The organism is Streptococcus sp. 79 (assembly GCF_013277425.1).
GTDB classification, from domain to species: Bacteria; Bacillota; Bacilli; order Lactobacillales; family Streptococcaceae; genus Streptococcus; species Streptococcus pseudopneumoniae.
The window spans coordinates 1-16,428 of the sequence record NZ_VMMW01000065.1 but is presented as its reverse complement, the minus strand read 5'-3'; the positions used below and the strand labels follow the sequence as shown (position 1 = coordinate 16,428).

Below are 16,428 nucleotides of genomic sequence, written 5' to 3'. Positions count from 1 at the left end.
ATTTCCCGTAAAAAAGCATCTGGATGAGCCTCTACAAAGGATTTCAATTCCTCTAAAGGAATCTTTCGGTTTTTGACGACTCGCTTTTTCCTCTCTAAGTGTCCTTGTTCACGTAAGTTCTTTTCCCACGTGAAGAGAGTTCTGACGCCGACATCAAAAACCTTGGCTGCCTCGACATGGCTGTTCCCCTCTTTGATGTAATCTAATGCTCTCTGTTTAAAATCTGTACTATATGCCATAGCTTTATTATAACATGCTTGTTTGAAACTAAGCAACTATATCACCAGTTTTAGATGGCTTTAACAGTGAAATTATCTCCTATTTGCCGAACTTAGTACAAATGAAAGCTATGCTAGAACAAGCCTTTACAGAGAACCATTACGAAAATACAATTCTCCATAGTGACCAAGGATGGCAATACCAACACGATTTCTATCGTCATTTTTTAAAGAATAAGGGAATCTAACCATCTATGTCACGTAAGGGTAACAGCCCAGACAATGGTATGATGGAGTCCTTCTTTGGGATTCTGAAATCGGAAATGTTTTACGGTTATGAGAAGTCGTTTCAATCGCTTAATCAATTGGAACAAGCTATTGTAGACTATATTGATTACTGCAACAATAAACGAATTAAGGTAAAACTAAAAGGACTTAGCCCTGTGCAATACAGAACTAAATCCTTTGCTTAAATTAATTGTCTAACTTTTTGGGATCAGTACATCAGTACATACACATAAAGGCGTTTTTGTTTGGGAATTACGTGATCTTGATGATATAATATAGAGAAATAAAATAAAAATAGGACAAATCAATCAGGACAATCAAATCAATTTCTAGTAATATTTTAGAAATCCAGATATACTATTCTAGTTTCAATCTACTATATTTTAGCCCCCTCAATTTAATGAAGGGAGGTGTTGCCGATGTTAGAAACTTTACTCACAGTGTTTCTAGCTCTGTTACTTATTAACGTGTTATCTGAGCTTTTCAAGTTATGGCTTAAGAAACGTAAGAAGTAATGGTTAACCCTTTAAGAGGGTAGCAAAAAAAACCATCGGTGGCACGGTGGGGCTTTTTAGTTACATATGCTGTAACTTTACTCACATTGTAAGTTCATTCTAACATATAACACCCAATATTTCAAGCTTTTGTTTTGATATTCCTCAGAGGTCATTCCGCAATCTTATAACACTGAATCCTGTGGTTTGAGTCCGCTCCACTGAAATTAGCACGCATGCATTCTACAGCAAAGAAATCAACTCTTTTCTAGGGGATTTCCGCCCTCATTTTTGTCTTTTGTGCTAAAATAGATTTATAAATTGAAAATAAGGAATGTTTATGAAATCAGGTAATGGTTTTTGGAAAGGCTGTCTCTATTTTTGGGGCTTCTTGTTCTTACTGGGCCTTTTGGTTCAATATGCTCTCCCACTTGCGGCTTGTGTCCTGCTAGGCTATGGTGGTTATCGTCTCTATAAACGTTGGCGCTATCCTCTTTTGCAGGATCGTTCGCTCGATGATCGGATTGAGCTTTTAAAAGCCAGGATTCGTCAGGCGGACAAGGATATTCAGCAATTGGAGGGAACTTTAGTAGAAAAAGGTTCAGATTCCTATAAGAGTCTGGCCAATCAAGTATTGATCGAACTGAGGGAAATCCATCAGGAGGCGGTTCGTCTCAAGTCCTATATCGATGCTGATATCTACAACCGTATTGACAAAAAGGTTCGTACAGTAAGGGCAAACATCGATGTTCAGCTAGAACGTTTGGATAGAGAAAGTCAGGTAGATCTTGAAAATGCGGAGCCAGAGGAATTAGCTCCAGAATTGTCCCAGACCTTGGCCAATATTGCCATTGACCATCAGGCCATTTTAGACAAGATTGCTACCTCGGCTGAGGGGGATAAGGAAGAATTGACGGCCATTCATAGTTTGAAGATGGAGAAATTCAAAACGATTTTAGAAGGCTATTTAAAGATTAAGGCCAATCCTAAAAACTATAATCGAGCAGAAGAACGTTTACAGCAAGCTAAAGCAGCTATCGAACAATTTGACCTTGAGCTGGACCAGGTGTTGAGAGAACTCAATGAAACAGATATGCGTGATTTTGATATTAGTTTGCGTATCCTAGAAAAAGATCGTAAAGAATAGGTTAGAAACAAAGGAGTAACCATGACAGAATTTAATTTTGATATTGACCAGATTGCCAATAATACGGTAGCTAAGGTGGATAAGACAACCCAAATCATCGAGACCAATACTGGCTCGGACAAGACCTTGACCTTCCTTGAGAAGCTGAGCCCTGAGCAACAAGAAGGGATTAAGGCGCACGTGCCCCAGTTGGTAGACCAGTTTGTCACCAATCAAAATGCTCTTTTGGATTTTGGCCAATCTGCTGTAGAAGGTGTGAACAATACGGTCAACCGTATCTTGTCAGAACAAAAGAAACTGCAGATTCCCCAAGTGGATGATCTTCTCAAGAATACCAACCGTGAGTTGCAAGGCTTTGTAGTCAAATACAAGAACGCTGAAATTGCTGAGTTAGAAGAAAAGCCAAACTTTTTGCAACGATTGTTTAACAAGAGCAAGAATACCCTACAGGAATTTTACTTTGACTCAAAAACAGTAGAGCAAAAGCTCGATGGCATGGCTGCCGCAGTGGTCAAGCAAGAAGATGTGCTAGCTCGAAATATCGTCTCTGCTGAGATGTTGATTGAGGACAATACCAAATCCATTGAAAATCTAGTGGGAGTGATTTCCTTTATCGAAGCCAGCCAGACAGAAGCTGGCAAGCGCGCTGCAGAACTGAAAGCTCAAGCTGACCAACTCGATACAAGTACGGTAGAATACCAAACCAAGTCACAAGAATTGGCCCGCATGGCTGAAGTGGTCAATACCCTTGAACAACAGCACACTGAGTATGTCAGCCGTCTCTATGTTGCCTGGGCAACAACACCTCAGATGCGCAATCTTGTGAAGGTGTCATCTGATATGCGCCAAAAATTGGGAATGCTTCGTCGTAATACGATTCCGACAATGAAACTTTCCATTGCCCAACTGGGTATTTTGCAACAATCCATGAAATCAGGTGTCGTGGCAGATGCCATTGTCAATGCCAATAATGCTGCCCTTCAGATGCTAGCTGAGACCAGCAAGGAAGTGATTCCGCAGATGGAAAGAATTGCCCAAAGCCCGACAGTCGCTGTTGAGTCTGTTACCAAATTGGCTGAAAGTCTGGTCGCTCAAAACCAAGGTATCGTCGCAGCTATTGAATTGGGACGCCAGAAACGTGCCCAACTAGAAACAACCATCGTCAAGTCCGCAGAAATGATCAACGATTCTGTCAAACTACGCGATGAGAAAATCGTCCAAGCCCTTCTCGACCAAGGCAAGGCTGCTCAGAAAGAAGTACAAGAATAATACACAAGGATGCTGGGAAAAACTCAATTTCAGGAGAAAATGAAGTAAATCTTTCTACAATAAAACACATAATATCAAGGTTGTATAATTCTTGATATTATGCGTTTTTTTGATTTCAAAGACTTTTTCTCCAGACTCTTGTGATTCTATATTTACCTTTTCTATTCTTTTTGCTTTTATGATAAGGCAGGTTATTTGAATTTTTTTTTAATTCATTAAGTACCGCTCTATTAGATTTTTTATCATCTTTTAATTCGAATTCTTTAGATTTATAAATCAAATAGTCTGAAAAATCTGGAAATAAGGCATTTGTTTCATAATTGTACTCTTTTAACTTTCGTAAAAGTTCTCTTTGAATTAATTCATAGTAGTCGCCAGAAATTCTTTCCTCTTGATTATTTTTATCAGAACCTGATTTGACAGACTTTCCTTCTAAAAATTTAATTACTCCGTCTAAATTTTTAGAAGATAGATCATCTTCTGGCTTAGTATGATTAGAGCTTTGCTGATTTTTTAAAGACTTAATAGAGGCCTCTATATTAAATTTGATATTTAGAATAATTCTATCGATAGGTTTATAATTTTCTAATTCTATTTCATTTTTTTTAAAATTTATAAATTTAATAAGTTTATCAAAATTTATAAAAGCACCTTTTTGTGCCCGTATTCTCTTATTTGTAATTTTCTTATGAACTAAAGAAATTATTCCATTCTCACTATCATTGCTGGAGTCAATTTTATAGAACTCTAACTGAGGATTTTTTATTTTCCCAAAACCTAACATAAACAACATGGCTATGAATGGATTTTCGGAAATATCTAGTAGACTTGTTGGCAAACCATAATGTTGTAAGATAGCTAATTCATCAGCTCGGATATCTAACATTTCTTGATTTAAAGGGACATATTTAACTTCATCAGGAAATTCTCTAGAGATATTTAGATAAAGAGATTCAAAAGTGTTACAGTATTTATTTCCTTCACTATTTTGTAAATTTCTAAATATCCCTGGTACTGTTTCCCAATCTTCTCTTTGTCCCCTATAGTAATTATAGCCTTGTCTTTGAAACGATGTAATCATTTCTTTTATTAAGTAAAATAAACTCCATGAATTTTTTTCATCTTTATATCCTAATCCCGTACCTGCACTTAATAAATATTTATTGATATCATCGATTTCATCTTGCAATTTAGAGTTTTTATTTGTTGATGAGAGTTCTAGATTTTGAATTTTGTAAATTGGTGTTAAATCTTCCTGAGGTTGGTTTATTCCAATTATATTTATTACTATTTTAAAATCATTAAAGATTTTTGAATTCAGTTGATTTTTTATTTCTTCAGGGGATGAATAATAGGTCCCTAAATTTTCATAGAATTTATCCCTAAGTAACATAAAATTCTCCTTAAATGGACAATACACCCAAATTAATAAGTCTATATTTCATAGCCGGATTGGACACATTTAATTTTTCAGCAAGATAAGTAATAATAATTTCATCATTTAAAGTATCTAATTCCTCCCAGGTCATAGAATAATCTATTGCCATTCTATCGATTGCTTTTATGATTAACTTTTGCGGCATTAGTAGTTCTGCTGCAAACTGGTTAGCAGCTCTTTCTTTAGCATTCGCTACTGGTGTTTGTTCACGTTCAGAAATTCCTTCATGTTTTAACACAAAATGGCCTAATTCATGAGACTTAGTAAATCGTTGACGCTGTAGCGGTTCCAAAATATTAACATACATTTTTTTAGTGTCAGCATCATATTTTCCAGAATGCGAATCGAAGTATGTTTCTATAACCTCAATTCCTAATTCAGCAATAATTTTATCAATATCTATACTATATTCATCTGATTGAAGTTCAATGTCTGATATTACTTCTTTTTTATTGTCAAAATAAGACATAAAATCTGTTGAGTATAGTTCGCTATATTTATAGACTTTACACATTATAAATTCTCCTATTTATATTTTTTATTTTTATTAAAAAATTATGAATTATTCTAAGTTATCATGATACAAAAATAGTTTATATTACTATTCTAAACTAAAAAGATCTTTTAGTCTATAGATAGATTGAAAATTTAAGAAAGAAACTACCTTTACTCTGAAATAAGAGATAAAACCATGGGAAACCTTTTCACTACTAGTCTTTTATGATACAATAGAAGGAAGTAAAGGCGCTGTTTTTTCGATGTCGCAACGCCTTGGATGAATGAAAAGGAAGAGTCCCTATGGTTTTCAGATTTAAGCAAATAACTAGCTTGCATATATATATATAAACTTGCGTTTTCATACCCATTTTCAAAACCTGCCAATCTTTTTGGTAGGCTTTTTGCGTTGTAGAAATGGGGTATGAACATGGCTTACACCTTATCAAAAGAATTAGAGCAAGAACTCATCGTTTCAGCACCTGAGTTACAGCCTAGTTATACTGCCATCGTAGAATACCTAGAAGCTATCAACCAGAAAGGAGCATCTGGAAGCAATTCTCAGGAACTCCAGAACCAGCTTGCTATTCAGCTGAGACGTTTAGAAGATTTAGTGCAGGGTTATATTCAAATAAAGAAGAATCCCCATCACTACCTAGATGCAGATAAAGACTTGACGGCAGCCTATCAAGCCATTAAAGGGACGGAGCAAGATCTTCTCAAAAAATTGCAATATCTCAATCAAGCCGCCTTGCAGGATTTCCATATCAGCCAGAGACTCTCTCCCAAAGATGAGACTGCTATCCCTGTAGCAGGTAAAGCCAAAACCAAACAGGAATTGGCTATAGAGCGAGATTTGATCAACCAGTTGACAAAGGGAGAAAGTCAATGGGTGTATCGACCTGAGTTAAATACAGAAGACCTCCTATGGGGAAACTTTTTTGCCAAGCTGGAAGCCAATAATGTCCGCATTTTGCAAGACCATCCCCTTACAAATTCAGAGAAAAATCAAATTAAAAACCAGCTCAATTTCGTCAACTTCTACGAAGCAGCCAAGTGGATAGCAGGGGAAAATGGCATTGCCAAGGTGCAGGTTCAACGTGAAGATGCTAGTTTAGGCACCATTCGCTTGGAAGTCTTGTGGAGAAACAATGTCGCTGGTGGCAAATCCAGCTATGAGGTTGTCAACCAAGTCATCACAGGCGGAGAAGGGATTCGCCAGCGTCGTGGGGATGTGACTTTGCTAATCAATGGTCTGCCTATGATTCAAATCGAACTGAAAAGCCGTTCTCATCCTTATATGGATGCCTTCCGTCAGATTAAGAAATACGACCAAGAAGGACAGTTCAGAGGTATTTTTTCAAGTCTTCAGATGTTTGTCGTCTCTAATGTCACAGACACTCGCTACATCGCAGCTGCCAAAGCCAACAAGCTAAATGAACGCTTCTTGACCAAGTGGGTGGATAGTGAAAATAGCCCCCAACCCCAGCTATTTGACTTTGCAGAGTCTGTCTTGTCGATACCGAGAGCCCACGAGATGGTCATGCAGTATTCTGTCATCGATGATGACAAGAAGGCCTTGATTTTATTGCGTCCCTATCAAGTACATGCCATTGAGGCTATCCGTGAAGCCAGTCGCAAGCGCCAGTCGGGCTATATTTGGCATACGACTGGTTCAGGAAAGACCCTGACCTCCTATAAGGTTTCACGCAATCTGCTCCAGATTCCATCTATCGAAAAGACAATCTTTGTGATTGATAGGACAGACCTTGACCAGCAGACGACCAGTTCGTTTCAGTCTTACGCAGAGAATGACATGATCGATATCGACGAGACCGATGATACACAGGAATTGGTTAAAAATCTAGCTTCTGATGACCGCCGTGTCGTTGTGACGACCATCCAGAAAATCAATGCCATGATTCGTCAGTTTGATGAAGGCCGTCACCAAAAGGTCTACAATCGTATCAAGCAACTCAAACTAGCCTTTGTCGTCGATGAATGCCATCGCGCAGTGACTCCTGAACGCCAACGCCACCTAGAGCACTTCTTTACAAATTCTCTCTGGTATGGGTTTACAGGAACTCCTATCTTTACAGAAAATAAACGTGAACAAAAAGGAGACCTTGCTCAGACGACCGAAGAGCAGTACGGTGACTGCCTCCATCAATATACCGTCAAAGAAGCCATCCATGACAAGGCGGTTCTTGGTTTTAATGTGGAGTATCAGACGACCATGCCTGGTTGGGCAGAAGATGAGATTGACGAGGAGCGTTATGATGACGAAGGACATATGCTTGCCGTTTTAGATGCTATTCTCAATCGCTCAAGACGCAAACTCGGTTTCCAAAATGGGGTAGGAAAAACCTATGAAGCCATTTTGACTGTCAAAAGCATTGTCCGTGCGCAGGCCTATTATAACCTGATTAAGCAAGTCAAAAATGGAGAGAAGTCTCTAAGCATTTCGGAAAATGTTAAAAAGGTTTTGCCAGACTTCCCTAAGGTTGCCATTACTTACTCTGTGACAGAAAATGAAGCAAACTCCTATGTCAACCAAGCCTACATGGAGGAGAGCCTAGAAGACTACAATGCCATGTTTGGTACCCACTTTAGCCTAGCAACAATTGCTTCCTACAATAGTGACCTCAACGACCGTCTGGCCCGTAAGAAAGAACGCTTTGCCTTCCGTGAGGAACAGTTGGACTTGGTTATCGTTGTGGACCGCTTGTTGACAGGCTTTGATGCCCCTTGCCTATCGACCCTGTTCATGGATCGTCAGCCCATGAAACCACAGCATATCATTCAGGCCTTTTCACGAACCAATCGCCTCTTTGATGAAGGCAAGAAATTCGGCCAAATCGTCACCTTCCAAACGCCTGGCCGTTTTAAAGAAAAGGTGGATGAAGCTCTGAGCCTCTACTCAAATGGTGGCGAAACCAGTGTCTTAGCCCCAGAATGGCAGGAGGAGAAGGCCAAGTTTCTTGAGAAGGTTCATCAACTATTAGCCATCGCTCCAAGTCCAGAGCAGGTGCCTGATTTGGATACGGCTACAGATGCAGAATTAAAACGCTTTGCCAAGGCCTTCCAAGAATTTGACAAGCTCCTATCTTCTATACAGATCTATTCTGACTATGATGAGAAAGTCATCCTCAGAGAGATTGGCCTCAGCTTAGAAGACATCGAGAACTTTGCCGGCCAATATCACAATGTCATCGAAGAACTCCGCAGACGCAGAAAAGAAGACCAAGAAGATGAAGGTGTGTTACTGGATATCGAGTATGAGCTTGAATCCATCCGCACCGACGAGATAAACTATCACTATATCCTCTCTCTCATCCAAGCCCTGATTGAAAATCGGGAAAACCTCATCGGTAAAAAGGAAAAGGGTCTGGTAGATAACTATATCGAAGATTTGAACAAATCCAATCCCAAGTTATCCAGCCTCATCTCCAAACTCTGGCAGAATGTCCAAGCAGATGCTAAGAGCTATCAGGGGCAGTCTGTGACCCATAAGTTGGATGAGATGATTGAGCTAACAACCCAGAAAAAGATTCGTGAAACGGCAGATTATTGGCAGATAGGAGAGGATGAACTCCAGTTCGTAGTGGACAACTACCGCATCGGACGAGACAAGCAAAATGGTGAAAAAGCCATTACGGAATCTCAGGACTATCTGGCCTATAAGGAAGCCCACGGAGACAAGGCACTACCAAAACTCAAATACAAAAAAGCCCTCAAAGAGGACTATATGCGCATGATTTCAGAGGATATCTTACCGCTAAGAGGGAGATAGGTTTATACTCTTCGAAAATCTCTTCAAACCACGTCAACGTCGCCTTGCCGTATATATGTGACTGACTTCGTCAGTCTTATCTGCAACCTCAAAACAGTGTTTTGAGCAGCCTGCAGCTAGTTTCCTAGTTTGCTCTTTGATTTTCATTGAGTATTAAAAATAGTCAGAAAGATAATGTTGGGAAGGTTTTCGACCAATTAGGGTCAAAATTCCCCTATCTTCAAGATGCAAGAAAGCATCCTTGACCTTTTTCTTAGAGTAATGATGGTTGGACTGATTGGCCAGTTGGATGATGCTTCTATCTTCTATACCATCTCTCTTATCATCAACAAAGAGCTTGGACTGAGCGAGTAGAAACAAGATGTATTTCTCGACTTCCTCCAGCCCTTCTGTCTGCTCTATCTTAACTTTATAGCGATTCAGTTGCTCTTGTTTTTCAAGGAGGGTTTGGATAATATTTTCCTGTCCTTCCTTGATAAAAGTCAACAAGGTTTCAACGAAGAAGGTAGCATCGGCACGGTTGAGATGATCGCCAGTATTCCTAAAAGCCTTATAATAGTCTTGCTTATGGTGATTGATTTGTTGGGACAAAACTAACCCTGAAAATTTATCGAGTTTTCTAGACAAGTACTTGGCAAGGATATAGCGTCCTGTCCGACCGTTACCGTCATAGAAGGGATGTATATTTTCAAAAAAATAGTGTCCAGCACAAGCCTTGACAAGGTTTGGGATAGAATGGTCGTTTATAAAACGAATCCACTCTGTCAGCATGACCTGAATCTGTTCCTCCTTTTGAGGTGGGATATAGATGACTTTGCCAGTCTTGTCATCTTGAATAAAGACTGATTTTTGCCTAAAAAACTCTCCATCGAGTTCATCCTCTGGCGAAATTTCTCCTTGTGTCAATTGGTCATAAATCCCTCTGATATCTTCGAGCGATTGGATTTGGAGAAATTCATCCTTAAGGATTTGTTGATACATTCGCAAGGTGGAAAGATGTTTGATTTGTTCGGTCTTATAAGGGTCTTCCTCTAGGAGTTTCTCCACATCGACCAACTCTTTACGAGTTGTATGGATACCTTCGATTTCATTTGTGGAAATAATCGATCGGTAGAGTTGTTCTTTATAAAACTGATCGTGGGCAATCTTAGGGAGGGTATCAGCTATTTGGCTAATTCGTTGAGACTGCTGTGAGATAGTTTCCATTAGTTGGGAAATCCCAAGATGCAGGGTAACAAATAGAGGGTATTGGCTTGTTTTGACAGTATCGCGTTGCATTAAATGAGGATAAAGAGATGTCCTAATGGAGCTGTATCCCTGTAAGCGTAGTTGATACTCTTCCTCATATCGGTCACGATGACTGTAGTAGATTTTTCTAAGTTCTCTATAGTTCATATGTAGTCATCCTCGCATTTCAACGTTTTTTAACATTATATCACAAAATCAGCCTATCTATTGTTTCAAAATAGGTAAAATTGAATAATAGAATAGCATAGTTGCCTATCTAAAGTGCAAAAATAGCCAAAATTGAACAATAGAAATGACAGATAGACATTCTAAAGTGCAAAAATAGGTAAAATTGAAGAATAGAAATCAAAAAATTAAAATCTAAAGTGTAGAAATAAGAAAATTGAGTAATAGAAAGGAGGGGATATAGTGGAAAAATTATTTATTATCGGAAATGGTTTTGATATAGCACATGATTTAAGGACGAATTATCTATATTTCAAGAAGTTCGTTTATCAGCAGGCTTATGGGAAAGATGAACTGTTAGAGTCGTTGCAAAGTGAAAATGCCATAAAATTATATCTAAATAGAATTGATAAAGAAATATTGCTAGAAGAAATTGATGATGATACCATACCTGAAATGGAAATGGTACCAGATGGAGGAGATCTATATCCAGATGATGTAATTTTGTATAAGTTACTGTATCAGCTAATGAGTCAAATTACGGAAACTGAGAAATTTTGGTCTGATTTTGAAGAGAAATTAGCAGATTTTAATGAAGTGTCTATTGTTAATACAGATTGTATATATAACGCTAGAGATTTGGATGGCAGTATAATGGCTAGTAATGCTAATGAAATAGGAGAAATTCTAGCTAAATATGTATTATATTCTTTAAATAAATTATTTAAATTGTGGATAGAAGAAACATATTTTGAATGGACTGATAGAATTCTTAGAAATGGTGAAAATTCGTGTTATAAATTGTTAAAAGCTACAGTTTTGAAAAACTCTGATGCAACATTTCTAAATTTCAATTATACAAAAACGTTAGAGGATTTATATAGAATCCCTGAAGAGCAAGTTTTTCATTTACATGGAGTTATTGGTGGGGAAAAATTTATTTTTGGACATGGTTTTGATGATGAAGTAAGTGATTTCAATCCTCTAGATGTAGGAGCATATATGGAAGAAGTTGTTAATAAGTTAAAGAAACCAGTTGATAGTATATTAACTAATAATATACAGTTTTTCAAAAGTTTAAGCTCTATCAAAGAAATCTACTTCATTGGTTTTGGTATTCGGGATGAGGATGGAGTGGATGCTCCGTACTTTAAAGAAATTTTTAAACAGACACCGGATGTGAGCATTTATGTAGACCAGTTCGATAAGCAGAATGAATATACTATTAAGAAAACACTTAAGGCATGGGGGGCTCGTAAAGCTTATCAATTGCAATTTATAGATACAAATAAAGATGAAATAGTTGGAGGAGTAATATGACAAAAAAACCAAGTTATCGCTTTACGGGGTATACTGAAGTTTGGGAAGAGAAGAAGTTGGGAAATCTTGGGTCAGTTGAAATGTGTAGGAGGATTTTCAAAGAGGAAACTTCTGCGGAGTTTGAAATTCCTTTTTTCAAAATTGGTACTTTTGGAGGGGAAGCTGATACTTATATAACTAGAGAAAAATTTGAAGAATATAAAACAAAATTTGCTTATCCTCAAAGAGGAGATTTACTGTTATCTGCTTCAGGAAGTATTGGCCGCGTTGTTGAGTACGATGGAGATGAAGCTTACTACCAAGATTCAAATATTGTTTGGTTGAATCACCATGGTAAAATTAACAACAAGTTTCTTAAAGCTTTTTATAAGATTGTATCTTGGTCAGGAATTGAAGGAACTACAATAAAAAGATTATACAATAAGAATATTTTAGAGACAGATATTTCCCTCCCCTCCCTCTCCGAGCAAACTGCCATTGGTTCTTTCTTCCAAGATATTGACCAGCTTATTAGCCTTCAACAGCGTAAGTTAGAGGTGCTCAAAGAGCAGAAGAAAACTTACCTCAAGCTCCTCTTCTCAGCCAAAGGACAAACCAAACCAGCCCTTCGCTTCGCAGGATTTGAAGATGAGTGGAAGGAAGTGAAGTTGGGGGAAGTTACGAATATAAAAACTGGTGGTAGAGATGTTCAAGATTCTGTTGAGAATGGATTATATCCATTTTACATTCGTTCAGAAGAAGTAAAACGAATTAATTCATATTCTTTTGATGGAGAGGCTATCTTAATACCTGGAGAAGGAAGATTAGGAGAAATTTTTCATTATGTAAATGGGAAATTCGATGTTCATCAACGTGTTTATAAAATCTCTAACTTTACAGATGTTAACGCTAAGTTTGTACTACAGCAGATGAAAAAAGATTTTAAACAGCATGCTATGAGGAATACAGTAAAGGCAACGGTTGATTCGCTAAGATTGCCAACAATTCAGTCATTTACCGTCTTCGTTCCCTCTCTCCCTGAACAAGAAGCTATCGGTTCTTTCTTCCAAGACCTAGACAAGGCCATTGCCAAGCAAGAGGAAAAAGTCAACCAGCTCAAAGAAAGCAAACAAACCCTACTCAGAAAAATGTTTATCTAAGATACCAAGACCGTAAAAAGCCCAGTAAAAATAGGAAACTGGGACAGTATTCGATGAAGACCAGACAGTTTATCTTTTTTACCCAGCTTTTAGGTCGTGTTCGATTATCTAAGATACAAAGACCTCAGAAAGCTACACTAAACGAATGAAAGTAGAAATTGATAGGAGACCCTATGTCACAAACAGATTTATCAAGAGAACTCTACCAATCCCTCTGGAATGCGGCAGATATCCTGCGTGGCCAGATGGAAGCTAATGAATACAAGTCCTACCTCTTGGGCTTGATTTTCTACAAGTACCTATCCGACAACATCCTCCAAGCCGTCTGTGATAACTTGGACGAGACCTTTGAGTCCTTCCAGCAAGCACAGCTTCTCTATGAGGAAAACTTTGCGGATGCAGATGTCCGTGAAGACCTCATCGAGGTCTTAAATGACGAGCTAGGCTATGTGATTGAGCCTTCTCTGACCTTTACCAAGCTGGTCCAGTCTATCCATGAAGGAACCTTCCAGCTAGAATCCCTAGCCCAAAGTTTCCGTGATATCGAGCAGGCCAATGAAAAATTTGAAAATCTCTTCGAAGATATCGACCTCTATGCGAAAAAGCTAGGTAATACTCCACAAAAGCAAAACAAGACCATCTCTGAGGTTATGAAACAGCTCAACGACCTCAATGTGTCTAGTCATGCTGGTGATATCTTGGGTGATGCTTATGAGTACTTGATTGGCCAGTTTGCTAGTGATTCTGGGAAAAAGGCTGGAGAGTTCTATACACCTCAAGCAGTCTCTCACCTCATGACTCAGATTGTCTTTGCAGGGCGTGAGCATCAAAAGGGGATGTCGGTTTACGACCCGACCATGGGGTCTGGTTCTCTCTTGCTCAATGCCAAGCGCTATAGTAAGGAAGCTTCGACGATTTCTTACTACGGTCAAGAGTTGATTACTTCGACCTTCAACCTTGCTCGTATGAATATGATGCTTCATGGAGTAGCGATTGAGAACTATCACCTCAGCAACCACGATACCCTAGACGAAGATTGGCCGACTACCGAGCCGACAGACTTTGATGGGGTTTTGATGAACCCACCCTATTCACTGAAGTGGTCAGCAGATAGTGGCTTCCTGCAAGATCCTCGCTTTTCAAGTTATGGAGTTTTGGCACCTAAGTCAAAAGCAGATTTTGCCTTCCTCCTTCACGGTTTTTACCATCTCAAGCATAATGGAGTTATGGCCATCGTCCTTCCTCACGGAGTCCTTTTCCGAGGAGCAGCCGAGCAGAAGATTCGCCAGCACCTGCTAGAAGAAGGCGCTATTGATACAGTTATCGGCTTGCCAGCAAATATCTTCTACAATACCTCTATTCCGACAACCATTATTATCCTTAAAAAGAATCGCACCAATAAGGATGTCTTCTTTATCGATGCCTCAAAAGAGTTTGAAAAAGGGAAAAATCAAAACAATATGACCGAAGACCATATTGCCAAGATTTTGGAGACCTATCAAAAACGCGAGAATGTCGAGAAGTTTGCTCATCTAGCCAGCTTTGAAGAAATTGTCGAAAATGACTATAACCTCAACATTCCACGCTATGTCGATACCTTTGAGGAAGAACCCGTTGTTCCTCTAGCCGACCTCGCAGACCAGCTCGCAGAGATTGATAAAGAGATTGGAGAGGTAGAAGCCAGACTCGCACACATGCGCAGCCAACTAGTAGGCACAACACCAGAAGCCCAAGCAGAATTAACCGCCTATCTCGAAAAGTTGAATGAGATTTAGAGAGTAGGCTAAGAATGAAAACATCTCGTATAAATTGTACGAGGTGTTTTTGGATTTCGTTGATTTTTAGAAAATATTTTGCCAAATAATTTTTAGTGGAATTGACAGTCGTTAGACTCGGAAGTTTGATTTAACCCAGAAAATGGTCTAGTTGTTGTGATATAATAAAGTTAATTATTTTTAGGAGTAAGTAAATGGAACAAGGTTTATCATACTGGCAGTTTGCGCCAGAAAGTCAGTATTTGGATAGGAAAAGTGCTCGTAAAAAACCATTGGAACTCTTAAGACATTTGATTGCCTTCGCGAATGCAGAAGGTGGCCAATTAGTCATTGGTATTGAGGATGAAAAAAGAAATAATATTATTACAGGTTTTAAGGATGGGAATGCGTATCCAATTGAAGAGTTTGAAAAACTTAAGGGAGCATTAAGAGATAATCCTCTAAGTTTAAAATTTACTAAATTAGAAGTTAAAAATTATAAAGAGGAAGAAGATTTTATTTTAATTATTTCTGTAGAAGTATCTACTGATAGAGTGATTACTGCTCCCAACGATGATGTTTATTTACGACAAGGTGATGAATCTGTTAAATTAGGTTTTGAACAACGTATACAGTTGAGTTACGATAAGGGGCAACGTCATTTTGAGGATGAAATTGTAGCAGGAGCAACTTTAGATGATATTGATGAAGAACTTGTGAATGAGTATAAGACCAAATTTGTGAGCAAAGATAGAAGTACAGAAGAAATACTGAAAGCTAGGCGCTTATTAGTTGATGGTCAGTTGACTAAAGCCTCTATTCTATTATTTGGGAAGTATCCATCTAGTTTCTTCCCTCAAGCAAGGATACGTTTTTTACGATTTGATGGCGTTGATATGGGTACGGGAAGTACATTCAATGTCGTTAAAGATGTGACATTTGAAGATGCCCTTCCAATTCTAATTAATAAAGTAAGGGATTTTATTCGTACACAGCTTCGGGAGTTTCAATATTTAGATGATAATGGCCAATTCCAAATTCTACCTGAATATCCTGAATTTGCTTGGTTTGAGGGAGTTGTCAATGCAGTGACGCATAGGAATTACTCAGTATCAGGTGATTATATTAGAGTTATGATGTTTGATAATCGTTTGGAAATTCATAGTCCAGGCAAATTACCAAATATTGTTACAGTTGAGAATATAAAACATGAACGCTTTTCTAGAAATCCTCGTATAGCTAGAATTTTGACAGAATTTGGGTGGGTTAGGGAAATGAATGAAGGGGTGAAACGTATCTATACAGAAATGGAATCATTCTTTCTACATGAACCAAAATATTCTGAACCGGGCAATAAAGTTATGTTAACTTTAGAAAATAATATTGTCAGTAGGCATTTAAGAGTTAGCGATAAAATTGCACAAAAATATGATCAATTTATTGATCTAAATGATGATGAAAAAACTATTTTACACATCATGTATAATACAGGTGAAAAAATGACGACATCACTAGCTTCTGAAATAACTAATCGAAGTAGAAATTTTGCTAGTAAGTTATTAAGGAATCTTGCAAATAAAGGAATACTTGAATGGCATGGCACTAGCAAGCAAGACAGAAATCAATACTATACATTGGTTAAGTAGAGTGCAGTAGAGTG

10 protein-coding genes and 2 pseudogenes are annotated in these 16,428 nt (G+C 38.2%); 8 read left to right on the top strand and 4 right to left on the bottom strand.

Annotated features, from left to right (window positions below; all coding sequences use genetic code 11):
- Window positions 1-239: pseudogene (locus tag HT729_RS09195) on the bottom strand (IS630 family transposase); the annotation flags it as partial.
- Window positions 240-277: 38 nt separating this feature from the next.
- Here HT729_RS09195 and HT729_RS09190 point away from each other — a divergent pair.
- From HT729_RS09190 to HT729_RS09180, 3 genes and pseudogenes are all read left to right on the top strand, one after another.
- A pseudogene (locus HT729_RS09190) lies at window positions 278-691 on the top strand (IS3 family transposase); the annotation flags it as partial.
- 649 nt (window positions 692-1,340) lie between these two features.
- Window positions 1,341-2,147 carry a hypothetical protein gene (locus tag HT729_RS09185; RefSeq protein WP_023935424.1) on the top strand — a complete coding sequence of 269 codons (807 nt, stop codon included), beginning with the start codon at window positions 1,341-1,343 and terminating at the stop codon, window positions 2,145-2,147.
- Window positions 2,148-2,168: 21 nt separating this feature from the next.
- The gene (locus HT729_RS09180) at window positions 2,169-3,416 is read left to right on the top strand and encodes a toxic anion resistance protein (protein ID WP_000134328.1); all 1,248 of its coding nucleotides are present in this window, start codon (window positions 2,169-2,171) and stop codon (window positions 3,414-3,416) included.
- Between the two features lie 115 nt (window positions 3,417-3,531).
- Here the strand turns inward: HT729_RS09180 and HT729_RS09175 are convergent, their stop codons facing one another.
- Both HT729_RS09175 and HT729_RS09170 read right to left on the bottom strand, forming a co-directional pair.
- Window positions 3,532-4,809 (bottom strand): FRG domain-containing protein, encoded by a 1,278-nt coding sequence (locus tag HT729_RS09175; protein ID WP_023941419.1) that lies wholly within the window; start codon window positions 4,807-4,809, stop codon window positions 3,532-3,534.
- A gap of 10 nt (window positions 4,810-4,819) precedes the next feature.
- The gene (locus HT729_RS09170) at window positions 4,820-5,368 is read right to left on the bottom strand and encodes an ImmA/IrrE family metallo-endopeptidase (RefSeq protein ID WP_000335401.1); all 549 of its coding nucleotides are present in this window, start codon (window positions 5,366-5,368) and stop codon (window positions 4,820-4,822) included.
- A 405-nt stretch (window positions 5,369-5,773) separates the two neighbouring features.
- On the opposite strand from HT729_RS09170, the gene HT729_RS09165 reads away from it, so the two are divergent.
- Window positions 5,774-9,142: a type I restriction endonuclease subunit R gene (locus tag HT729_RS09165; protein WP_240164436.1), complete on the top strand. Its 3,369-nt coding sequence runs from the start codon at window positions 5,774-5,776 to the stop codon at window positions 9,140-9,142.
- Between the two features lie 153 nt (window positions 9,143-9,295).
- On the opposite strand, the gene HT729_RS09160 is transcribed toward HT729_RS09165, so the two are convergent.
- Window positions 9,296-10,537 (bottom strand): Fic family protein, encoded by a 1,242-nt coding sequence (locus HT729_RS09160; protein WP_101514675.1) that lies wholly within the window; start codon window positions 10,535-10,537, stop codon window positions 9,296-9,298.
- Between the two features lie 261 nt (window positions 10,538-10,798).
- Here HT729_RS09160 and HT729_RS09155 point away from each other — a divergent pair, with 261 nt between their 5' ends.
- The 4 genes from HT729_RS09155 to HT729_RS09140 all read left to right on the top strand — a co-directional run bounded on the left by HT729_RS09155 (window position 10,799) and on the right by HT729_RS09140 (window position 16,414).
- Window positions 10,799-11,875, top strand: a complete 1,077-nt coding sequence (locus tag HT729_RS09155) for an AbiH family protein (RefSeq protein ID WP_172931931.1) — start codon at window positions 10,799-10,801, stop codon at window positions 11,873-11,875.
- Window positions 11,872-13,014 (top strand): restriction endonuclease subunit S, encoded by a 1,143-nt coding sequence (locus tag HT729_RS09150; protein ID WP_172926035.1) that lies wholly within the window; start codon window positions 11,872-11,874, stop codon window positions 13,012-13,014. Before HT729_RS09155 ends, HT729_RS09150 begins: the two co-directional genes overlap by 4 nt.
- 173 nt (window positions 13,015-13,187) lie before the next feature.
- On the top strand, window positions 13,188-14,789 hold the full coding sequence (locus tag HT729_RS09145; RefSeq protein ID WP_172926034.1) for a type I restriction-modification system subunit M: 1,602 nt from the start codon (window positions 13,188-13,190) through the stop codon (window positions 14,787-14,789).
- A gap of 194 nt (window positions 14,790-14,983) precedes the next feature.
- Window positions 14,984-16,414 carry an ATP-binding protein gene (locus tag HT729_RS09140; RefSeq protein WP_172931930.1) on the top strand — a complete coding sequence of 477 codons (1,431 nt, stop codon included), beginning with the start codon at window positions 14,984-14,986 and terminating at the stop codon, window positions 16,412-16,414.
- Window positions 16,415-16,428 lie beyond the last annotated feature (14 nt).